Source organism: Ensifer sp. ENS02 (assembly GCF_014851885.1).
Classification (GTDB): domain Bacteria; phylum Pseudomonadota; class Alphaproteobacteria; order Rhizobiales; family Rhizobiaceae; genus Ensifer; species Ensifer adhaerens.
In genome coordinates this window covers 158,400-179,923 of record NZ_JACVAO010000007.1, presented here as the reverse complement: position 1 = coordinate 179,923, position 21,524 = coordinate 158,400, and the positions used below count along the sequence as shown (strand labels likewise).

Here is a 21,524-nt window from a genome sequence, read left to right as displayed (position 1 = left end):
CTGTTGCATTCCAAAATCGCTTAGGCCATATACCGCCCGTCGCCGCAAGACAGCGCCGACGCCACGGTCCACCGACTACCCCCGGACCTTGGATGATGAGCGGGTGTAGCTCAGGGGTAGAGCACAACCTTGCCAAGGTTGGGGTCGGGCGTTCGAATCGCCTCACCCGCTCCAATTTCTCCCAACCACTTCATTTCACAGTCATTTCTGGAATGAAACGGCATTTGCCGTCAGGCATTCCATGCGCCGATAGTGCCGTCCGCACCATGTGGTTCGGACCGCCGAGACGGCTCCTTTTGCATTTTGCCTTTGTTGGTAAAGCCGGTCGCCGTTTCCGCGCTCAGCTCTTCATGAACACGTAGTCCGTCTCCTGCCGGCGGATCTCGCCGGGGCGAAGTACCGCGTTCGGGAAGCCGGCGTGGTTGGCCGCATCCGGCCAGATCTGGGTTTCGAGACAGAAGCCGGCAAAGGCGCCGTAACGGCGGCCCTCGAGGCCGGGGACGGGGATGTTCAGCTTTGCGCCGGTATAGAGCTGCACGCCGGGCTCGGTCGTCAGCACTTCCATCGTGACACCCGAATCGATGCTGCGAGCTAGCGCCACCGAATGTTTCGCCATGCGTTCGTTCGAAAGGCAGAAATTGTGGTCGTAGGCGATACGCTCGCCTTCGGTCTGGCGGCTGAGCCGCGTCATTTCCCGCAGATCGAAGGCAGTGCCCTCGACCGGGCGGATCTCGCCCGTCGGCACCTGGTGTTCGCTGGTGGGCAGATAGTGGTCGGCAGCGATCATGATGTCGTGGCCGAGGGCGTCGGCGCTGCCGTCGAGATTGAAATAGCTGTGCTGGCAGACATTGGCGAGCGTCGCTCGGTCGGTTTCGCTCTCGTAGACGACGCTCAAGACGCCGCCGGGCTTCAGCTGGTAGGTGCAGGTGACCTTGCAATTGCCGGGATAACCGGCGCGGCCATCCGGGTCGGTAATGGCGAGCGTGATGCTGTCGGGCGTCTGCTTTACGATCGTCCAGTTGCGCTTGCCGATATTGTCGCTGCCGCCGTGCAGATGCGTGACGCCCTTCTCGTTCAGTTCGAGCTGGTAGGCCTCGCCATCGAGCGTGAAGCGGCCGTTGCCGATGCGATTGGCGCAGCGTCCAGGCGTGGCGCCGAGATAGGGCGAGTGGGCGAGGTAGCTTTCGAGATCGGTGAAACCGAGCACAAGCGGCGGCTCATGGCCTTCTAGGCGAAGGTCCTGGATCACCGAGCCCCAGGTCAAGACATGGGCGGTGAGGCCGCCACCGGAGAGCACCACACGATGGACCGGCTCGCCGGATGGCAGGTGGCCGAAGATTTCCGTGTTCTGATGCATATTCACCGCTGGCTCCCACTACAGCGCTGCGCGTCTCCCCAGACGCACAAAGGTCGCCGTACACTTTTGAATTGCTGCATGTTTTGTCCTTGGCTCGGTTAGGATCCAGGGAAACATGCAACGGTGCGATCGCAGCAACCTGCGTCATTTCCAAAGGCACGGCAACCAGAAAATCATACTAAATGCGGCCTGGCGCCGTCTCCGGCCTGAGAGCAAAACATCCAGCTATTCAAGGTGCTATAGCGACCTCTCGGCAGACATGTCAGCGCGACAGCTGCTTGGTGGCCTCCTGCAGGCCGGCGAGCGTCAAGGGGAACATTCGTCCCTCGAACAGGCCCTTCACCATCGTGATCGACTGGGTATAGCCCCAGTGCTGTTCGGGCACGGGATTGAGCCAGATGGAGCGCGGAAAATGTGCCGTCAGACGAGAGAGCCAGAGGGCGCCCGCCTCGTCGTTCCAGTGCTCCACCGAGCCGCCGGGGTGGCTGATTTCATAGGGGCTCATCGAAGCGTCGCCGACGAAGATGGCGCGATAGTCGCCGCCGTAGGTGCGCAGCACTTCCGTCGTACGGGTAATGTCGACACGGCGGCGGCGATTGTCCTTCCACAGGCCCTCGTAGACGCAATTGTGGAAGTAGAAATGCTCCATATGGCGGAACTCGTTGCGAGCCGCTGAAAACAACTCCTCGACGATGCGGATATGATCGTCCATCGATCCGCCGATATCGAAGAACATCAGAAGCTTCACCGCATTGCGGCGTTCCGGCCTCGTCACCCCGTCGAGATAGCCGTGTTCGGCGGTGGCGCGGATCGTGCCGGAGAGGTCGAGTTCGTCGGCGGCACCCTGGCGCACCCAGCGCCGGAGCCGCTTCAGGGCCACTTTGATGTTGCGCGTGCCGAGCTCGATCGTGTCGTCATAATCCTTGAACTCGCGCCGGTCCCAAACCTTGACGGCGCGGCGGTGGCGCGACTGGTCCTGGCCGATCCGTACACCCTCGGGATTGTAGCCATAGGCGCCGAAGGGCGAGGTGCCGGCGGTACCGATCCATTTTGAGCCGCCCTGATGGCGGCCCTTTTGCTCCTGCAGCCGCTGGCGCAAGGTCTCCATCAGCTTGTCGAAGCCGCCGAGTGCCTCGATCAGGCGTTTTTCTTCCTCGCTCAGATGCTTCTCTGCGAGCTTGCGCAGCCAATCCTCGGGGATGACGGCCTCTTCGCTCGCTTCCATCGGGTTGACTGCTTCGAGACCCGAAAAGCAGTGCTGGAACACCCGGTCGAAGCGGTCGATATGGCGTTCGTCCTTCACCAGTGCCGTGCGCGCCAGATAGTAGAAGGCTTCGACGTCGAAGGTGGCGATGCCCGCCTCCATCCCCTCGATCAAGGACAGGAATTCCCGGAGCGTGACCGGGACCTTCGCTGCCTTGAGTTCGAGGAAGAAGGGAATGAACATCTGACCTCAGCTTTTCCCGGTGCCGATCTCCGCGAGATCGTAGGGCGTCGTCTGGTACATCTCGTTGATCCAGTTGCCGAAGAAGAGATGTGCATGGCTGCGCCAGCGGTTCTGCGGCGGCAGGGTCGAATCGTTGTGCGGGAAGTAGTCGTGCGGCATCTTGATCGGCACGCCCGCATCCACGTCGCGGAAGTATTCGTCCGACAGCGAGGTCGAATCATACTCCACGTGGTTGAACATGTAGAGCCGGTTGCCCTTTTTCTCGTGCACGAGGCAGACGCCCATCTCCTTCGATTCCATCAGGATTTCGAGGCTCGGCACCTTGTCGATGTCGGCGCGGCGCACTTCGGTCCAGCGCGAAACGGGGACGGCGAAATCGTCGGAGAAGCCGTTGAGATAGACGGAGGAGCGGTTGAGGTTCTGGTGACGATAGACGCCGAAGGCTTTTTCCTTCAGCGGATACTTCGGCACGTCGTGGAAGTGATAGATTGCCGCCATCGCGCCCCAGCAGACGTTGAGCGTCGAATGCACGTTGGTCTCGGTCCAGTCGAGGATGCGCTTCAGCTCGTCCCAATAGGTGACGTCTTCGTATTCGAGCGTCTCGACCGGGGCGCCGGTGATGATGAAACCGTCGAACTTGCGGCCCTGCACTTCTTCCCAGGTCTCGTAGAAGGAGAGCAGGTGATCTTCCGAGGTGTTCTTGGCGCGGTGCGCGCCGATGCGCACCAGCGACAGTTCCACCTGCAGCGGCGAAGCGCCGATCAGGCGCGCCATCTGGATCTCTGTCTTGATCTTGTTCGGCATGAGGTTCAGGAGCCCGATCTGGAGCGGGCGGATATCCTGACGGATCGCCACGGTCTCGGTCATCACCCGCACGCCCTCATGCGCGAGGGTTTCGAAGGCGGGCAGCGTATCGGGAATCTTGATGGGCATGGGCTTCCACTCGATCAATACAAAAAAACCGGCGGCGATTGATCGCGACCGGTCCTCGGAAATCCAACTTTCCTCGGCCCTTTAGCGACTTGTTTAACGTGGCTGCAAGCCGGCCGGCCAAATCACCACGGAGAATTTGATAGCGCGAGTGGGCCGCGGGGGTCAAGAAAAACGATTCGCGTTGGGGGCGGCTGCCCCTCATCCCGCTGCTGCGACTTCTCCCCGCTGGCGGGGAGAAGTGGCCTTGCCGCAGCCGATCGTTCCACGAGTTAAGCTCAGCGGCCGTTCGGCCCATCTTGGTAGCCGGGTTCGCTGTCGGCACGTCTCGGCTTGGGGGCAGCCGTCGTCCTCGTCCCCTCTCCCCGCCTGCGGGGAGAGGGTCAGGGAGAGTGGCTGGTCTGCAGCAGGCATAGAGCATCCCGCATGCCATAACCCAGCCGGCGGTCAGCCTGATCGATACCGAGCCAAAAGAAACGAAAGCGGATCGGGTCACCGCCGCCAAAGGGCGTCATTTCCTGATGTATCCAGGTCTGCCGTTGCTCGCCGGCAAGGGCGATGTGGAAGTAGTGCCGCCGATGACAGATCGTCCTGCCGTCCTTCGGGTAGCGGTAGTCCTGCGTGACGAGATGGGTGAGTGCTTCCGGCGGCGTCAGCCCGGTTTCCTCGATGAATTCCCGCTGAGCCGATGTCTCCGGGCTTTCGCCTGGTTCCATCGTGCCACCGGGCACCTGCAGCTCGATCTCTGGGAAATCCGGCTCGTCGAAGACCAGCAGGCGGTCCTGCCAGGTGGCGTAGATCAAGACCTTGTGCGCGTCCGGCCTCATCCGTCGCGGCGGGCCATGAAGGCGAGGCGCTCGAAGAGGTGCACGTCTTGTTCGTTCTTCAGGAGCGCACCGTGCAGCTTCGGCAACATGGTCTTGGCATCGGCCCTGAGGTCGGCCGGATCGACCTCGTCGGCGACGAGCAGGCGGATCCAGTCGAGCGCCTCTGACGTGGAGGGCTTCTTCTTCAGCCCCGGCACCTGGCGGATGTCGTAGAAGGCGGCGAGCGCCGCCGAAAGCAGCGTCTTGCGGATGCCGGGATAATGCACCTCGACGATGCGGGCGAGCGTGTCTGCATCGGGGAAGCGGATATAGTGGAAGAAGCAGCGGCGCAGAAACGCGTCCGGCAGCTCCTTCTCGTTGTTGGAGGTGATGATGACGATCGGCCGGTGACGCGCGCCGATCATCTCGCCGGTCTCGTAGACATGGAATTCCATGCGGTCGAGCTCCTGCAACAGGTCGTTCGGAAACTCGATGTCGGCCTTGTCTATCTCGTCGATCAGAAGCACCACGCGGCGATCGGCCTCGAAGGCCTGCCAGAGCTTGCCCTTGCGGATATAGTTCCGGACCTCGTTGACACGCTCGTCGCCGAGCTGGCTGTCGCGCAGCCGCGACACGGCGTCATATTCATAGAGGCCTTGCTGTGCCTTGGTCGTCGACTTGACGCTCCATTCGATGAGTTCGAGGCCAAGTGCGGCAGCGATCTGGCGGGCAAGCTCGGTCTTGCCGGTGCCGGGCTCGCCCTTGACCAGCAGTGGGCGCTCCAGCCGGATCGCGGCGTTGACGGCGATCATCAGGTCCTTGTCGGCGATATAGTCGGCGGTGCCTTGAAATTGCATGGGCGTCTTCCGGTTCAGCGTAAGTCAGGCGAAGTCATGCCCTATGGACTATCGCATAATGGCTTAAATCGGAATCGTTTTGAGGGTGGGCGCAATCAGGGGGTCAGCCGCGAAGCGCGGTGACCTCGATCTCGATCAGCATTTCCGGGCGGATCAGGTCGCAGACGATCATGGTTGCGGCCGGGCGGATCTCGCCGAAGACTTCGCCGAAAATCGGGAACACCCGGTCGGCGAAGCTGGCATCGGTGACGTAATAGTGGTTGCGCACCACGTCCTTCATCGAGAAGCCCGCTTCCTTCAGCGCGCCCTCGATCGTCTTCAGGCAATTGCGCGCCTGCTCTTCCACCGTCTCGGGCATGGTCATGGTGGCGTAGTCATAGCCGGTCGTGCCGGAGACGAAGCACCAGTCACCCATCGCGACGGCACGCGAATAGCCTGCCGTCTTTTCGAAGGGCGAGCCCGAGGAGATGAGCTTGCGCGCCATATCTTCGTTTTAAGCCCAGGGGCGCGCGGCGCCGACCGTCTTTTCGAAGCTGTCGATGGCGGTTGCCTTTTCCAGCGTCAGGCCGATGTCGTCGAGGCCGTTCAAGAGGCAGTGACGCTTGAAGGCGTCGACCTCGAACTTGACCGAACCGCCGTCCGGACCGGTGATTTCCTGGGATTCCAGGTCGACCGAGAGGATGGCGTTGGAGCCGCGCGAGGCGTCGTCCATCAGCTTGTCGAGGTCAGCCTGGCTGACGACGATCGGCAGGATGCCGTTCTTGAAACAGTTGTTGTAGAAGATGTCGGCAAAGGACGTGGAGATCACGCAGCGGATGCCGAAGTCGAGCAGCGCCCACGGAGCATGCTCGCGCGAGGAGCCGCAGCCGAAGTTATCGCCGGCAACGAGAATGCTGGCGTTCTGGTAGGCCGGCTTGTTGAGCACGAAGTCCGGGTTGACCGAGCCGTCTTCATTGTAGCGGGCTTCGGCGAAGAGGCCCTTGCCAAGGCCGGTGCGCTTGATCGTCTTCAGGTAGTCCTTCGGAATGATCATGTCCGTGTCGATGTTGACGACGGGGAGGGGGGCGGCGACACCGGTGAGCTTGACGAATTTTTCCATAACTTCAGGCCTTCGATTTCAGAAGAATGTTGCGCTAGCGTTTAGATGAGTTTTGCGCCGAAATGAAGGAAAATCTGTTCAAATACGCTTCGCCGGGCGGGTGAAAATGCCCGCCCGGCGAGAGCTTCGTCCGGATCTCGATTGTCTGCAGGGACTTAGCTTGCCTTCACCGGGCTGTTCATGGCCCAGAGAACGCCGAAGGGATCGCGGAGCTGGCCGTAGCGGTCGCCCCAGAACATCACCTCGATCGGCATCACGACCTCGGTGCCGGCGGCAACCGCACGGTCCCACCAGGCATCGATGTCGTCGACGGTGAGCGTCAGGGTGAAGGCCTGCGGCTTTTCCAGCGGATGGCCGTATTCCGGATAGGCATCGGCGAGCATCAGCGAGCTGCCGTTGACATAGAGGTGGATGTGCATCGTGCGGCCCTGCTCGTCGAGCGGGTGCCGGCCCACTTCCTTGGCCCCGAAGGCGCTCTGGTAGAATTCGGACGCCTTGGCGGCGCCATCGACCTGAAGATAGGGCAGAAGGCCGTTGAGGACCGGTGCCGGCTGCTGCGTCTGGGTATCCATATCGTTCTCCATCCTGTTCGAAGAGCCAGGACCGTGCTGGCCTGCCTCAAGGACGGACATGGAATCTCCGATCCGACATGGGGTCGAAAAAAAATCGCAGCCGGCTGCATGACGGTTTTTGAAGTCCGCCAACAGGGTTCGAGCCGATCACGGATCGGCCCGATTGCAATGATCGCCGGGGATCGATTCCGACGCCCGGGGATCGATTTCGACACCCAGGGGGATCAGAGGTCGATGATCGTGCCGCGGCCGTCGTTCCAGATGCGCATCTCGCGCTGGCCCTGGGCCGCACCTGCGGCAGCGGGGCGCGCGGTGGCGCGGGCAGGCCTGAAATTCAGCCGGGTGGCAATGGCGCTGCCGACCACGACGACGGCGGCGATGCCGGCCAGTGCCAGCGCCAGCGAGGCGGTAAGCACAAAGGCCGCGAACGTGATGGTCAGGGCTGCGGCCGTAAAGAGAACAGAGCGAATGCTTTGCATAATCGTCACCTTTCTGATGGCGATGTGGGGGCGCGCCTTCGGACTTGCAAGAGGCGGGCTTTCGAAAGGGGTGCGGCGGTTCGCCTCGTCTTGCGGAACGCGGCAAAGGCGGGCACAACGGAAGCATGAACAAATCGAGCGAACATCACCCTGTACGCCTGCGCCGCTCGGTGCTTTGCGTGCCGGCCGACAATGCCCGCGCGCTTGCCAAGGTCCCGGAACTCGCGACGGATGTCGCGATCTTCGATCTCGAGGATGCGGTAGCGCCCGAGCGCAAGGTGGAAGCGCGTGCGGCGCTGGTGCAGTATCTGACGGAAAGCCGGCCGGATTGCGAGATTGTCATTCGCATCAATGCGATCGGCTCCGACTATGGTCAGGGCGATCTTGCTGCGGCGCTTGCGGCCAATCCCGACGCCATCCTGTTGCCGAAGGTCGAAAGCCCGGCGGATATCCAGGCGGCGGCCGACTGGCTCGACGAGAACGATGCGCCGGAGACGCTGCGCCTCTGGGCAATGATCGAGACGCCACGCGGGGTGATCAACGCGCCGGCAATCGCCGAGGCCGGCCGTACCTTCAGTGGCAGGCTCGATTGTTTCGTCGTCGGCCTCAACGACCTGCGCAAGGAGACCGGCGTTCCGGATCGTCCGGGCCGGCCCTATCTCGTCCCCTGGCTGATGCAGATCCTGCTTGCTGCGCGCGGCGGCGGGCTCGATGTCATCGACGCCGTGTTCAACGATTTTCGCGATGGTGCCGGTTTCGACGAGGAATGCCGGCAGGGCCGCGACATGGGCTATGACGGCAAAATGCTGATCCATCCAGCGCAGATCGGCCCGGCGAACGAGCGCTTCGGCGTCGATCAGATCGCCGTCGACGAGGCGCGCGCGATCATCGCCGCCTTTGCGCTGCTCGAAAACGCCGGCAAGGGCGTCATCAACCTCAGCGGTCGGATGGTCGAACGGCTGCATCTGGACCAGGCCGTCACACTTGCCGCCAAGGCGGACCTCATCGAAAAACGAAAGACAAGATCTTGAAACTCTTCCGCTTCCTGACCGGCCCTGACGACGCTTCCTTCTGCCACAAGGTGACGGCGGCGCTAAACCAGGGCTGGAGCCTGCATGGCTCGCCCACCTATGCTTTCAATGCCGACACGCAGCACATGCAGTGCGGCCAGGCGGTGGTGAAGGAGGTCGAGGGCAAGGAATACACCCCGGATATCAAGCTGTCGGAGCAGTAGTCGAGGCTGTTTGCCGTCGTGCAGGTTTGCCCCTCTCCTCGGGTTTAGCCCGAGGACTAACCCTCTCCCTGCAGGCGGGGCGAGGGGACGCGGTTGATGCTCACAATCGGCGTGTGAGGCCTGCTTTCTGGAATCGGTCGTGCTCCGATTGGGATGCGAACGGTATCGCGAGTTTCCTTCGCCCCGCCTGCGGGGAGAAGGTGCCGGCAGGCGGATGAGGGGCTGCCCTCACCGCGCGATGATAGGCAAATGAAGTGTCAGCCGCCGACGTGCTCGACGCTGGCCTCGATCCGTTCCATGTCGTCGTCGGAGAGGCCGAAATGGTGGCCGATCTCGTGGATCAGCACGTGGGTGATGATGTCGCCCAGCGTCTCCTCGTTCTCCGCCCAATAGTCGATGATCGGGCGGCGGTAGAGGGTGATGCGGTTCGGAAACTGGCCGGTTTCCATGGTGAAGCGTTCGCTGATGCCGCGGCCTTCGAAGAGGCCGAGCAGGTCGAAAGGCGTTTCCAGCGCCATGTCCTCGAAAACGTCGTCGCTCGGGAAGTCGGCAACTTCGATGATAAGGTCGGTCGTCAGCTGGCGGAATTCCTGCGGCAGGTGGCCATAGGCCTCCAGCGCAAGCTGCTCGAAAGTGGTAAGCGTCGGTGCGTGGCGTTCCCGCCAATCATCGGTCTGGTCAATGCGGGCCATAGGCACTCCTTGTTGCCCTCCATATAGCGATTTTGCCTTTGTTTTTCGAGTGTTGAATTCCTTGACCACAGGGACAGGAATAAATTCTTAGAATTGGCTGTTGACTCATTTAGGAAGCTCTGGAATCTAATAGAACATAACATGAACATTCTGATGGGAGTTGACCGTCATGGCCGACACAGCCGTGCAGCGGGAGACGGTACTTTCGCTCCGAGAAACCATAGCCAGGATCGAAAACCGTCGGCTTCCGGGTGTCGTGCGCGCCGCCAAGGCGGCCGATCCCGGCGGCTTCCGTCAACGGGAAGAAGACGAGCCTGGCCGCAAGGCGCTGGCGCTCGGCGTTCCCGATCTGGACCATCTTCTCGAAGGCGGCCTGCCGCTCGAAGGCATGACGGAAATCCGCAATGCCGAGACGCGCGATGCCGGTGCAGCCGCCGGTTTTGCCGCAGCACTCAGCGTGCTCTGTCAACGGGCGCGGCTTGAAAAGGGCGAGCCGGCCGCCCCCGTTCTCTGGATCAGCCAGCCGATGGCTTCCGCCGAGGCGGGCATGCCCTATGGGTTGGGTCTGAAGGCCTTTGGTCTCGATGTCCGCGGCCTCGTCTTCAGCCTGCCACGCACGATAAAGGATGCGCTCTGGATCGCCGAGGCCGCGCTTTCCGTGCCGAGCTTCTGTGCCGTCATCCTTGAAATTCGCGGCAACCCGGCTGCCCTGGCACTCAGCGAGAGCCGACGCCTGCATGTGCGCTCGCGCGCTGGCCACGTCCCCCTTCTGCTTCTGCGCCAATCCGGACACGAGGAGGCGAGCAGCGCCTTCTTCCGCTTCCTCGTCGAGCCGGCGCCGGCGCGCGAGCGACCGCTACCGGATGGATCGATGCTTCGCGGCAGCATCGGCCATCCCGTCTTTCACGTCATTGCCGAGAAGAGTAGGGCTCCTGCGCCGCTCGGCTTCTTCCTGGAGTGGAACCCCCATGACCGCCGCCTTTACCCCGTCGAGCCCCTACCAGCCGCTGCTGCGGCAGATCCAGAACCAGCGCATTCTGTCGCTCACCTTTCCGCATCTTCCGGCCGATCGGGTCGCGCGCAAGCGCTGGGGGAACTCGTGGCTTTCCCGCGGGCGTCCTGAGCATCCGCCCGTCGTCTTCGCCGACAAGGTGAAGAGCGCAATGCGTCTCGTTGCGCTCGATGGTTTCGCTGAAAGGCGTGGGTTTTATATCGGCCAGGGTGTCGCCGAAGCGCGGGCCATGTGTCCCGAGATCGACGTGCTGCCGGCCGATCCCGCCGCCGACCGGGCGCTGCTTGGAGGGCTGGCGGACTGGTGTTGCCGCTACACGCCGCTCGTCGCGCTCGATGGCGACAGCGGCCTCTTTCTCGACATCACCGGCTGCGCCCATCTTCTCGGCGGGGAAAAAGCGCTGCTCGACGATCTGCTCGCTCGCCTCTTTCATCTGGGGGTCGAGGCCCGGGCGGCGATCTCTTCGTCCGCCGGGCTCTCCTGGGCGGTGGCGCGTTTCGGCTCCGACGCTATCCTTGCCGAGGACGAGGCGGCGCGAGCGCTGGCACCCTTGCCGATGGCGGCGCTGCGGCTGCCGCAGGAAACGATCGAAACACTCGGCCGGGTCGGGCTCAAGCAGATCGGCGACCTGATCGAGGCGCCGCGCGCACCGCTCGCCCGCCGGTTCGGCGCAACCCTGCTTCTGCGTCTCGACCAGGCGCTCGGGCGCGAGGACGAGCCGCTGTCGCCACGGTTGCCCGTCGCTGCCCTTTCGGCAGAGCGGCGGCTCGGCGAGCCGGTCCAGGGTGAAGACGATATTTTGGGCCTGACGGAAGAACTGGCGTTGCGGCTGAAACCGGAATTGGAGAAGCGCGGCGAGGGCGGGCGCCTGTTCGAACTGCTGCTTTTCCGCGTCGACGGTGCGGTCTTTCGCATCGCCGCCGGCACGTCCTCGCCGCTCAACGAGCCGCGTCGCGTCGCGGGTCTCTTCCGCGAACGCCTGCAGGCGGTGCACGAAGATCTCGATGCCGGCTTCGGCTTCGAAATCCTCAGGCTTTCGGTGCCGAAGAGCGAAAAATACGAGGTGATGCAGGAGGATTTCTCTGGCACGCCGGATCGCGAGCGTCCGCTTGCCGCCTTCGCCGACCGGGTCATGGCGCGCTTCGGCGCAGAAAGCCTCATGGTGCCGGCGCTCTCGGAAAGCCATGTGCCGGAGCGGGCGGCAAGCTTCCGGCCGCTCACGGATCTGGCGCTGATCGGCAAGGCAGAGGAACCGGGTAACAACATCCCGGCGCCCCTGCTTGCTGCCGCCGCCCGGCCGCAGCGGCTCTTTCCAAGTCCCGAACCGGTGGAGGCGGTGGCCGAAGTGCCGGAGGGGCCGCCGAGAAGCTTTCGCTGGCGGCGCACATTGCACCGTATCGCGCGCGCTGAGGGGCCGGAGCGGATCGCCGGCGAATGGTGGCTTGATGGCGAGCCGGCGCTGGAGCGTGATTATTTCCGGGTGGAGGACGATAGCGGCCGGCGGTTCTGGCTGTTTCGCGAGGGGCATTATGGCGCGAGCGCTCCGCCGCGCTGGTTCATGCATGGAGTCTTCGCATGAGCGACGCTACCCCCTATTTCGAGATCGGTGCCTGGTCGAATTTCTCCTTCCTCGAAGGCGCTTCCCATCCGGGTGAGATGGTCGTTGCGGCGAGCCGCCTCGGTATTGGCGGCCTCGGCATTGCCGATCGCAACACGGTCGCCGGCGTGGTGCGCGCCCATGCGCAGGCCAAGGTGGAGAAGTCGGCTTTCCAGCCCGGTGCGCGGCTCACCTTTGCCGAAGACCTGCCCGACGTGCTCGCCTATCCCTTAAACCGCCGCGGCTGGGGCAATCTCTGCCGAATGCTGAGCGCCGGAAACCTGCGGGCCAAGAAGGGCACCTGCACGCTCTACGAGACCGATCTCATCGAATGGGGCGAGGATTTGCTTCTCGCGGTGCTGCCGGGTCCTGTCATCGGCGCGCCGGAGGCAACCCTGCTTGCCGATTTTCTCAAGCGACTGAAACCGCATTTCGCCGATCGGCTCTATCTGGCGCTGGTGCCGCGTTACGATGGCTTCGATCAGTTCGCCTTTGCCGGGCTTGCAACCATTGCCCGCCATGCGTCGGTCAGGCTCGTCGCCACCAACAGTCCGCTGTTTCATGCCGCCGGCCGCCGGCCGCTTGCCGATGTCGTTACAGCCATCCGCGAGCATGTGACGATCGCGACCGCAGGCTATCGGCTGCATGCCAATGCCGAGCGGCATCTGAAGACGCCCGCCGAAATGATCCGCATCTTCCGCGACTATCCGGAAGCGATCGCCAATACCGGGCATTTCTTCGAGAGGCTGAAGTTCTCGCTGTCGGATCTCGAATATCAATATCCGGATGAGAGCATTCCGGGCGAGACGCCGACGCAGACGCTGCGGCGTCTGACGATGGAGGGCGCGCGCGAGCGTTATCCCGAAGGAATTTCCGAACAGGTTTCCAGGCAGATCGAATACGAACTCGGCCTGATCGCAGAGAAACGCTACGAGCCCTACTTCCTGACAGTGCGCAACATCATGCAGTTCGCGCGCGGCGCCGACATCCTGTGCCAGGGCCGCGGGTCGGCGGCGAATTCCACCGTCTGCTATTGCCTTGGCATCACCGAGGTAAATCCACTTAAGACCACCCTGCTCTTCGATCGCTTCCTTTCGACCGAACGGGACGAGCCGCCGGATATCGACGTCGATTTCGAGCATGAGAAGCGGGAAGAGGTGATCCAGCACATCTACCGCACCTACGGCAAGGAGCATGCGGGACTGACGGCCGCCGTCATCAGCTACCGGGCGCGCTCGGCCGGCCGAGAGACCGCCAAGGCCTTCGGGTTCTCAGAAGACGTGCAGTCGGCGCTTGCCGGTTCCGTCTGGGGCTGGTCGGTCGCCGATCTCTCGGAGCGCGAGGCGCAGGCGGCCGGGCTCGATACGAAGGATCCGACGACGGTGAAGGTGCTCGATTACGCCACCGAGCTGATGAGTTTCCCGCGCCATCTTTCCCAGCATGTCGGCGGCTTCGTGATGACCCGCGACCGGCTCGACGAGGTGGTGCCGATCATGAATACGGCAATGCCCGACCGCTACATGATCGAGTGGGACAAGGACGACCTCGACACGCTGAAGATCCTGAAGATCGATGTACTGGCGCTCGGCATGCTGACCTGCATCGCCCGTGCCTTCAAGCTTCTCGACCGGCATTACAACGAGCAGAAAACGCTGCATCAGCTCTTCAAGGATGACCAGAAAGACGTCTACGACATGATCTGTCGCGCCGATACGATCGGCGTCTTCCAGATCGAGAGCCGGGCGCAGATGAGCATGCTGCCAAGGCTGAAGCCGCGCATCTTCTACGATCTCGTCATCGAGGTGGCGATCGTCCGGCCCGGGCCGATCCAGGGCAACATGGTGCATCCCTATCTGAAGCGGCGGGAGCAGCGGGATAAAAAAATTCCCATCGAATATCCAAGTCCTGAACTGGAGGCCGTGCTGAAGCGAACGCTGGGCGTGCCGTTGTTCCAGGAGCAGGCGATGCAGATCGCGATTACTGCCGCAGGCTTCTCGCCCGGCGAGGCTGACCAGTTGCGCCGGGCCATGGCGACCTTCAAGCGCACCGGCACCATCCATACCTTCCACGAAAAGATGATCGAAGGCATGGTCAGGAACGACTATCCGCGCGATTTTGCCGAGCGTTGCTTCAAGCAGATCGAAGGTTTCGGCGAGTACGGCTTTCCCGAAAGCCATGCGGCGTCCTTCGCGCTGCTCGTCTATGTTTCCTCCTGGTTCAAGACCTATTATCCCGACGTCTTCTGCGCCGCGTTGTTGAACTCGCAGCCGATGGGCTTTTACGCACCGGGGCAATTGGTGCGCGATGCGCGGGAACATGGGGTCCGGGTCATGCCCGTCGACATCAACCACTCGGTCTGGGATGCCGACCTTGAAGAAGGAGGGTTCGACAAAAGGGCCATCGAGCCGCGCCACCGTGAGATGGAGGACGTGATCAAGACGACGAAGGCGATGCGGCTCGGCTTCAACTCGATCAAGGGGCTAAAGCAGGACGAGATCGAGTTGAAGCTCATCGCTAACCGGGGTGCCGGTTACGCAACGGTGCGCGATCTCTGGCTACGCTCGGGGCTGTCGCGTTCAGCGCTTGAACGGCTCGCCGATGCGGATGCCTTCCGCTCGATCGGGCTCGACCGGCGCAAGGCGCTCTGGGCGGTGAAGGCGCTCGATGAAAAGAGTGCTGCCGAACGGTTGCCGCTCTTCGAGGGCGCGGCGAAGGAGGAGTTGCGGCCGGAGCCGGCGATGGCGTTGCCGGAGATGCTGGCAGGTGAGCAGGTGATCAACGACTATCGCTATCTCTCCTTCTCGCTGAAGGCGCATCCGGTTTCCTTCCTCAGAGATACGCTTGCCGCGCAAGGGATCGTCCAGAGCCGCATGCTGGCGACCGCCCCGGTCGGGCGACGGGTCACGGTTGCCGGGCTGGTGCTCGTCCGCCAGCGTCCGGGTTCGGCCAAGGGCGTCATCTTCATGACGATCGAGGACGAGACCGGTGTTGCCAATGCGATCGTCTGGCCGAAGGTGTTTGCGACCTATCGGCCGGTGGTCATGGGTGCGCGTCTCGTGAAGATCCGCGGCCGGCTGCAGCGCGAAAGCAGCGTCATCCATGTGGTCGCCGAGCACATCGAGGATATCACGCCGATGCTCGGGCTGTTGCGCAAGGAAGCGCGGCGGTTCGGCGCAAGCGAGCGTGCCGATGAGGCACTGAGACCGACCGGCGACGCGCGCATGAAGCGGGCGCAAGGCGACCAGCGCCTACCGATCCCCCGCCATTCCGGCAGCAGTTCCAGCAACCCGGATCGAGCGACAGCCGAGGTGGCCGACGTGATGCCGAAGGGGCGCAATTTCCATTGAAAGCCCGACCCGGCTTTGCTGTCTCCCGATTGTGTGGGGCGGTTTGGCGAAGGGACGGCCAGATACGTCGGAGGGATTCCATGGAATGCTTCCGGCGCGGGGTCATGGGCAGGGTTTCCCGCCGTCGCGACCGGAGGTGTGTAAAAATGTCGCAGGCTGTGCGCCTCATGACCCATTCAGGGTTTGCAGGCGCAGTCGCTCAGGAATCTCTAAAATTCTGAAAAGGCGAAGTTTTTTGTCAAGTTTAGAGTCGTTCTAATCCACCCGCAACTTCCGCTCGCGGAGTTTTTAGTTGACACTAAATGTCCTGTTTTGCTTTATGCGCTGATACAGGGCGTTGCGTACGACAGGCGAGACGACATGCTGGTTTGCAGCTGCAATTTCATCACGGAAAAAGAGATCGAGGACACGATCATTGGTCTCCTCGACGAGGACTGTTGGCAGCTGATCGTGCCGGCGAAAGTCTACCACGCGATGGAAAAACGCGGCCGTTGCTGCGGCTGTTTCCCCAATGTCGTCGACATCATCATCCGCACCACCGAGCAATATCACGCGCACCGCGACTCGACGGACGCAGAGATATTTGATTTCATGACCCGCCTCAGACAATTCCATGACGACAACCGGAGGGCGGATCTTGAAAGGCGACAAAAAAGTCATCGAGCAGCTTAACGAAGCGCTCTATCTCGAACTCGGTGCCGTCAACCAGTATTGGCTGCACTACCGCCTCCTCGAGGACTGGGGCTATACGCTTCTCGCCAAGAAGGAGCGGGCCGAATCCATCGAGGAGATGCAGCATGCCGACAAGCTCGTCGCGCGCATCATCTTCCTTGAAGGCCATCCCAACCTGCAGACGGTTGCGCCGCTGCGCATCGGCCAGAACGTCAAGGAAGTGCTGAAGGCTGACCTCGCCGGCGAATACGACGCCCGCACCGCCTACAAGAAATCCCGCGACATCTGTCACGCCGCCGGAGACTACGTCTCCATGAAGCTCTTCGAAGAGCTGCTCGCCGACGAGGAAGGCCATATCGACTTCCTCGAAACCCAGCTCGAGCTGCTCGACAAGATCGGCGAAGAGAAATACGGCCAGCTCAATGCCGCTCCGGCCAACGAGGCCGAAGCCGACTGAGCCTGGTAAAAGCTTGCAAACACAAAGGCCGGCGATATCGCCGGCCTTTGTCGTTTCAGGAACAGCAGGTCCGGTTCACGGCGCCAGATGCGTGAAAGCCGCAACCACTTCCTCGTAGACCTTGCGCTTGAACGGCACGATCAGCTCCGGCAGGTCGCGCATCGGCTTCCATTCCCAGGCGTCGAACTCCGGCTCGTGTCCGCCCGGCGGCGGGTTGATGGCGATCTCGTTTTCTTCGCCTTCAAAGCGGAAGGCATACCAGCGCTGCGTCTGGCCGCGATACTTGCCCTTGAGGCCGATACCGATCAGATGTTCGGGCAGGTCGTAGTTGATCCAGCCGGGCGCTTCGGCCAGCAGCGAGACGGTGCTCATGCCGGTCTCTTCGTAAAGCTCGCGATAGGCGGCCTTCAGCGGATCCTCTCCTTTGTCAATGCCGCCCTGCGGCATCTGCCATTGCTGCGGCGAGCCGTCATATTCGGAATTGCCGACGGCGATACGATGACCGGCCCAGACGAGGCCCGCCCGGTTCAGCACCATCACCCCGACACAGGGGCGATAGGGAAGGTCATCCGCCTTCAGTTTCTTGTCCTTGCTCATCGGCTGCCTCTTCTGTGCAAACGTTCATTGGCCCCGTGGGGACGGCTTTAAGCTAGTTCTGTTGCGGATCCTTGACGAGCGCGGAAACGCCGACGATCTCGATGCCGCGCCCCTGCGCTTCACCGATCCAGGAGGCAATCGCGCCGACGCTCTCGTCGAAGGCAGAAGCGACGCCAATGGCGGTACCGTTGCGGCGCGCGATGCGTTCGAGTTCATCAAGCTTCTTCAGGATCGCGTTGCGGCTGAGTTCGCTGTCGAGCGTCAGGTCGGCAAAGCCGTGCGGCACGTCGAAGGCGCCGGCAAGCTTGCCGGACAGCGACTGCGCCGAGGTGCCATCGTCGAGGAACAGCAGGCCGCGCTTGCCGAGATCGCGCATGACCGGCTCCAGCGCATCGGCATCGGACAGGAAGCGGCCGCCAAGATAATTCATGACGCCGGTATAATTGGTGATCTCGGCGAGGTTGCGGTGCAGTTCCGCGAGGTTCTTCTTTTCGCTGAGGCCGACGCGCAGCGCATTGGGGCCTGGATCGTTGGCCGGATAGTCGAACGGCTCCATCGGAAGCTGCAACAGGATCTCGTGGCCGCTGCGGCGCGCTTCCTGCATCCAGCGCTGCAGGCTGTTTCCAGCCGTGGCAAAGCCGAGCGTCACCTCGCCCGGCAGGTCGCGGATCGCCTTCTGGGTTCCCGTCTGACTGAGGCCGAGCCCGCCGACGACAAGTGCGATGCGTGTGCCGCGCGCGCCCGACCAGGGGCGCGCATATTGATCGAGCGGCCGCAGCCCGTCGGGGCCGATGATCGGCAGGCGTCCGGCGGGGCTTTCTTCCAGCAGGTCGTCATTGGGCATCGCCGCCATGCGCGGATCCTGGCCGCGGATCGGACCGACATTGATGAGGGCCGGTCCCTTGCCGTCGCGGCTGCGCGGCGAAAACGTGGTGACGGTGGAGCCGTCGTCGGTGAGCGTGCGCTCTACATCGGCGCCGGAATAGGCCGTTCCCGGTGCCATCGTTCCGGAGCCGACGCCCGTCTGGCCGCTGGCCGGGTTGGATGCCTTGTCGCCTGGGCTCTTCGCTTTCTCGGCCGTTACGACCGGCGATGCGGAATCACGCCGCAAACCGTCCGGCGAAAGCGTGTTCCAGGCGGAAAGGCCAATCACCGCGGCGATGCAAAGGCCGGCAAGAGAAAACCCGAGCGTTCGCTGGGGATTGCGCTTCGACACTGGCTTGGCCCGCCGATTCTGGCCGAGCGGAGCATTGAGATCAGTTCCCAAACGAAGCCTCGGTCGAGCTGTGGGATGTTGCCGCTAGAGCGAGGCCGGCGCCAGGACGCGTGCCGATCCTCTCCCGTCGCACGCCGTATGCCTTCGAAGAATCAGTGGCCGCGGCAGCGCTTGCTAACCCTATAATTTAGTGGCGAAGGCTTGACCAGTGCATCGGCCGGCCCAGTCATGGGGCCAAATGCGAAGCGCCGCATGTTCGGGTGAACATGCGGCGCTTCGTTTCGTGTCTGTGAGGCTTACTTCTTCAGCTGAGCCTGCTCGGGGCTCGCCGGGAAGGACGGGTCCGTCTTCTTGCCGCGCAGAAGGTCGAGCGCGTAGTTCAGCTGCAGGTCGTCCTTGGCTTCCGGCGGCACATAGGCGACCGAGCCGGAGCCTTCGTCGGTCTCGCTCTGGCCCTGGATGTGGCCGCGCAGATCGGACTCGCCCTGAGCCTCGACCTTGCCGAGCAGTTCCGGCGGCAGAGGCTGTTCGACCTTGATGTCAGGCGTGATGCCCGTGCCCTGGATCGATTTGCCCGACGGCGTGTAGTAGAGCGCCGTCGTCAGACGCAGCGCACCGGCTTCGCCGAGCGGGATGATCGTCTGGACCGAACCCTTGCCGAAGGAGCGCGTGCCGAGCACGGTCGCGCGCTTCAGGTCCTGCAGGGCACCGGCGACGATTTCCGAAGCGGAGGCCGAGCCGCCGTTGACCAGAACAACTACCGGCTTGCCATCGGTCAGATCGCCCGGCGTGGCGTTGAAGCGACGGGTCTCGTCCGGGTTGCGGCCGCGGGTCGAAACGACTTCGCCACGTTCCAGGAAGGCGTCGGAGACGTTGATCGCCTGGTCGAGCAGACCGCCCGGGTTGAGGCGCAGGTCGAGCACGTAGCCCTTCAGCTTATCGGCCGGCACTTCCGCCTTGATCTTCTCGATGCCCTTCTTCAGGTCGTCATAGGTCTTTTCAGTGAAGGATATGACACGCAGGTAGCCGACGTCGCCTTCGGTGCGGAACTTGACCGCACGAACGGCGATGACGTCGCGGACGATCGTCAGTTCGATCGGCTTGTCCGCGCCCTTGCGCAGGATCGTCAGCTTGATCGGGGTGCCGATGGCGCCGCGCATCTTTTCGACGGCGTCTTCGAGCTTCAGTCCGCGAACATCCGCACCGTCGATCTTGGAAATGAAGTCGCCGGCAAGCACGCCGGCGCGGGCCGCAGGTGTGTCGTCGATCGGGCTCGTGACCTTGACGAGGTCGTCTTCCATCGTCACTTCGATGCCGAGGCCGCCGAATTCACCGCGCGTCTGGGTGCGCATGTCCTCGGCATCGGTCGAGTTCATGTAGCTCGAATGCGGGTCGAGCGAGGAAAGCATGCCGTTGATCGCGTTCTCGATCAGCTTGTCGTCCTGCGGCGGCGTCACGTATTGCGCCCGCACGCGTTCGAACACGTCGCCGAAGATTGCCAGTTCGCGATAGGTCGAGGTGTTGGCAGCGACGGCCGGAACGACAGCCGAATAAACCACGCCCATCGCGGTCGCGCCCATCAGCGCCCCGACCAGAACAAGTGAAGCCCTACGTATCATTTCGCGCCTTTCCAACCTCTGCTGCGGTCCACCATGGTCGGGAATCAACCGGTTTTCCGTCTTTTCGGAATTCAATGTAAAGCGTCGGCCGGTCCGTTTCCAGCGCCAAGGCCGCAGCGCTCGCCACTCTTTTTGCGCCCATCGTCGCCAGCGGTTCTCCGGCTACGACGAACTGCCCAGTCTGAACGCTCACCTTCTCCATCCCCGAAAGCACGACGTGGTAGCCGTCGCCCGGGTTGAGAATGATCATCTGCCCATAACTGCGGAAATTGCCTGCATAGACGATCCAGCCATCTGACGGCGCAGTCACCAGCGCGCCGGGATTGGTTTCCAACATGATCCCTTGCAGGGAATGCCCCGTCCCGTCTGCATCGCCGAATTTGCGCAACAGCGATCCCGCGGCCGGATAGGCAAGCTTGTTCCTCAGCTCCGAAAACACATATGCGGGCGCAATGCGGTTTTTGTCAGGCACCGCATTGCGGGCGAGTTCCCGCGCCGCCTCGCGCTCTGCCTCGCTCATACGACGGCGTTCTTCCTCCTGCGCGCGCGCCGCTTCGGCAGCCTCGCGAACGGAGGAGATCTGGTCCTCGAGTGAGCCGATCAGGCCCTGGAGATTGGTCGCTTGCGAGGCCAGTTCCTGCGCCTTGCGCTGCTCGGCCGCAAGTTCGCTGGCGCTCGTCTGGCGCAGCTTTTCCTTTTCGGCAACCAGCATCGACATGCGGCGCTCTTCCTCGACATTGGCGGTCATTGCCGCAGTCAGGTCCTCGCGCTGCCGGTCGATGCCGGTGCGGATGTCGGCGAGCGCCTTGAGGTCGGCCACCAGGTTTTCGGTTTCCTTGCGCAGGCCGGGCACGACGGCGCCAAGCAGAATGGCGCTGCGCACGGAGCCGAGCGCATCCTCAGGCGTCACCAGGATCGCCGGCGGCGGGTTGCGCCCCATCCGCTGCAGGGCGGCGAGCACCTCGGCAAGCACGCCCCGGCGTGAGCGCAGCGAGCGACGGACCGTGTCTTCCTTGGTTCTAAGGTCGCTCAGCTTCTTCTCGCCATCGACGATCTGCTGTTCGAGATCCTGGCGTTTCTTTGCGGACTCGACGATTGCGGCGCGCAGCGTCTCGTTGGTCTTGTCGATTTCGGCAATGGTTTCCGTCAGCGCATTGGCGCGCTCCTGGGAAAGCGTGATCGTCTTGGAGAGCGCATCCAGTTCGCTGCGCGTACTGTTGCGGCGAAGCGTGAGGTCGGCGGCGGGGTCGGGCGGGCCCTGCTCCTGACCGGTCGCGGCGGCGGGCGGCGTGGCCTCCTGGGCGCTCGCCGGCAGGCCGATCGCAAGCGCAAGCGCAAAGGCCGCCGCAGTACGGGCAAGCCGTCCTGCGTCGTCTCTTCTCATGCCGAAAACGCTGGTCCTGCCTCGGGGCGTCATCCGTTGCGTGCGTCCATCCGAAAATATGAGGAAAAAACCTAATCTGATTTGGCGCGCACGACCAAGCATATTCTCGTTATCGCCGCGTGTACCGGGAGAGGTTGCCCGAAAAGCAGC

At 62.8% G+C, this 21,524-nt stretch carries 21 protein-coding genes, 1 tRNA gene and 1 riboswitch; of the genes, 8 read left to right on the top strand and 14 right to left on the bottom strand.

The window, feature by feature from the left end; genetic code table 11:
• Positions 1-99: 99 nt before the first annotated feature.
• Positions 100-174 (top strand) — tRNA-Gly (locus IB262_RS16580).
• Positions 175-340: 166 nt separating this feature from the next.
• Here the strand turns inward: IB262_RS16580 and IB262_RS16575 are convergent.
• From IB262_RS16575 to IB262_RS16535, 9 genes are all read right to left on the bottom strand, one after another.
• The gene (locus tag IB262_RS16575) at positions 341-1,357 is read right to left on the bottom strand and encodes an aldose epimerase family protein (RefSeq protein WP_112976150.1); all 1,017 of its coding nucleotides are present in this window, start codon (positions 1,355-1,357) and stop codon (positions 341-343) included.
• Between the two features lie 262 nt (positions 1,358-1,619).
• Entirely contained in the window at positions 1,620-2,804 is a 1,185-nt protein-coding gene (locus IB262_RS16570; RefSeq protein WP_192493700.1) for a VWA domain-containing protein, read from the bottom strand.
• A 6-nt stretch (positions 2,805-2,810) separates the two neighbouring features.
• Positions 2,811-3,737 carry a homoserine O-succinyltransferase gene (gene metA / locus IB262_RS16565; protein WP_034802737.1) on the bottom strand — a complete coding sequence of 309 codons (927 nt, stop codon included), beginning with the start codon at positions 3,735-3,737 and terminating at the stop codon, positions 2,811-2,813.
• Between the two features lie 61 nt (positions 3,738-3,798).
• Positions 3,799-3,876: riboswitch (SAM riboswitch) on the bottom strand.
• 241 nt (positions 3,877-4,117) lie between these two features.
• A complete protein-coding gene (locus IB262_RS16560) occupies positions 4,118-4,561 on the bottom strand; it encodes an NUDIX domain-containing protein (protein ID WP_112976148.1) in 444 nt (147 codons plus the stop codon).
• Positions 4,558-5,397, bottom strand: coding sequence for a MoxR family ATPase (locus IB262_RS16555; RefSeq protein WP_034802731.1), 840 nt, complete (start codon positions 5,395-5,397; stop codon positions 4,558-4,560). Before IB262_RS16555 ends, IB262_RS16560 begins: the two co-directional genes overlap by 4 nt.
• 103 nt (positions 5,398-5,500) lie before the next feature.
• Complete coding sequence (locus IB262_RS16550; RefSeq protein ID WP_034802728.1) at positions 5,501-5,881, bottom strand: RidA family protein; 381 nt, start codon at positions 5,879-5,881, stop codon at positions 5,501-5,503.
• A gap of 9 nt (positions 5,882-5,890) precedes the next feature.
• The gene (leuD, locus tag IB262_RS16545; protein ID WP_034802725.1) at positions 5,891-6,496 is read right to left on the bottom strand and encodes a 3-isopropylmalate dehydratase small subunit; all 606 of its coding nucleotides are present in this window, start codon (positions 6,494-6,496) and stop codon (positions 5,891-5,893) included.
• Positions 6,497-6,651: 155 nt separating this feature from the next.
• Positions 6,652-7,068: a glyoxalase/bleomycin resistance/extradiol dioxygenase family protein gene (locus IB262_RS16540; RefSeq protein ID WP_060586520.1), complete on the bottom strand. Its 417-nt coding sequence runs from the start codon at positions 7,066-7,068 to the stop codon at positions 6,652-6,654.
• A 224-nt stretch (positions 7,069-7,292) separates the two neighbouring features.
• A complete protein-coding gene (locus tag IB262_RS16535; RefSeq protein WP_060521435.1) occupies positions 7,293-7,547 on the bottom strand; it encodes a hypothetical protein in 255 nt (84 codons plus the stop codon).
• Positions 7,548-7,672: 125 nt separating this feature from the next.
• On the opposite strand from IB262_RS16535, the gene IB262_RS16530 reads away from it, so the two are divergent.
• Together IB262_RS16530 and IB262_RS16525 are read left to right on the top strand one after the other, a co-directional pair.
• Entirely contained in the window at positions 7,673-8,578 is a 906-nt protein-coding gene (locus IB262_RS16530) for a CoA ester lyase (RefSeq protein ID WP_112976147.1), read from the top strand.
• On the top strand, positions 8,575-8,781 hold the full coding sequence (locus IB262_RS16525) for a DUF1737 domain-containing protein (protein WP_034802710.1): 207 nt from the start codon (positions 8,575-8,577) through the stop codon (positions 8,779-8,781). Before IB262_RS16530 ends, IB262_RS16525 begins: the two co-directional genes overlap by 4 nt.
• 257 nt (positions 8,782-9,038) lie before the next feature.
• On the opposite strand, the gene IB262_RS16520 is transcribed toward IB262_RS16525, so the two are convergent.
• A complete protein-coding gene (locus IB262_RS16520) occupies positions 9,039-9,473 on the bottom strand; it encodes a metallopeptidase family protein (protein WP_034802708.1) in 435 nt (144 codons plus the stop codon).
• A gap of 169 nt (positions 9,474-9,642) precedes the next feature.
• Between IB262_RS16520 and IB262_RS16515 the strand changes: the two genes are divergently transcribed.
• The 5 genes from IB262_RS16515 to bfr all read left to right on the top strand — a co-directional run bounded on the left by IB262_RS16515 (position 9,643) and on the right by bfr (position 16,558).
• On the top strand, positions 9,643-10,596 hold the full coding sequence (locus tag IB262_RS16515) for a hypothetical protein (RefSeq protein ID WP_112976146.1): 954 nt from the start codon (positions 9,643-9,645) through the stop codon (positions 10,594-10,596).
• Positions 10,481-12,064: a DNA polymerase Y family protein gene (locus tag IB262_RS16510; protein WP_246802660.1), complete on the top strand. Its 1,584-nt coding sequence runs from the start codon at positions 10,481-10,483 to the stop codon at positions 12,062-12,064. Before IB262_RS16515 ends, IB262_RS16510 begins: the two co-directional genes overlap by 116 nt.
• A complete protein-coding gene (locus tag IB262_RS16505) occupies positions 12,061-15,429 on the top strand; it encodes an error-prone DNA polymerase (RefSeq protein ID WP_112976145.1) in 3,369 nt (1,122 codons plus the stop codon). The genes IB262_RS16510 and IB262_RS16505 overlap by 4 nt, the downstream gene beginning before the upstream one ends.
• 360 nt (positions 15,430-15,789) lie before the next feature.
• Entirely contained in the window at positions 15,790-16,101 is a 312-nt protein-coding gene (locus tag IB262_RS16500; RefSeq protein WP_034803108.1) for a (2Fe-2S)-binding protein, read from the top strand.
• Complete coding sequence (gene bfr / locus IB262_RS16495) at positions 16,067-16,558, top strand: bacterioferritin (protein ID WP_034802698.1); 492 nt, start codon at positions 16,067-16,069, stop codon at positions 16,556-16,558. The genes IB262_RS16500 and bfr overlap by 35 nt, the downstream gene beginning before the upstream one ends.
• Positions 16,559-16,633: 75 nt before the next feature.
• Here the strand turns inward: bfr and IB262_RS16490 are convergent, their stop codons facing one another.
• The 4 genes from IB262_RS16490 to IB262_RS16475 all read right to left on the bottom strand — a co-directional run bounded on the left by IB262_RS16490 (position 16,634) and on the right by IB262_RS16475 (position 21,374).
• Positions 16,634-17,155 carry an RNA pyrophosphohydrolase gene (locus IB262_RS16490; protein ID WP_090295277.1) on the bottom strand — a complete coding sequence of 174 codons (522 nt, stop codon included), beginning with the start codon at positions 17,153-17,155 and terminating at the stop codon, positions 16,634-16,636.
• Positions 17,156-17,207: 52 nt separating this feature from the next.
• Positions 17,208-18,422, bottom strand: coding sequence for a divergent polysaccharide deacetylase family protein (locus IB262_RS16485; RefSeq protein WP_060521430.1), 1,215 nt, complete (start codon positions 18,420-18,422; stop codon positions 17,208-17,210).
• Between the two features lie 245 nt (positions 18,423-18,667).
• Complete coding sequence (locus IB262_RS16480; RefSeq protein ID WP_034802677.1) at positions 18,668-19,990, bottom strand: S41 family peptidase; 1,323 nt, start codon at positions 19,988-19,990, stop codon at positions 18,668-18,670.
• On the bottom strand, positions 19,980-21,374 hold the full coding sequence (locus IB262_RS16475) for a murein hydrolase activator EnvC (RefSeq protein ID WP_112976144.1): 1,395 nt from the start codon (positions 21,372-21,374) through the stop codon (positions 19,980-19,982). Before IB262_RS16475 ends, IB262_RS16480 begins: the two co-directional genes overlap by 11 nt.
• Positions 21,375-21,524 lie beyond the last annotated feature (150 nt).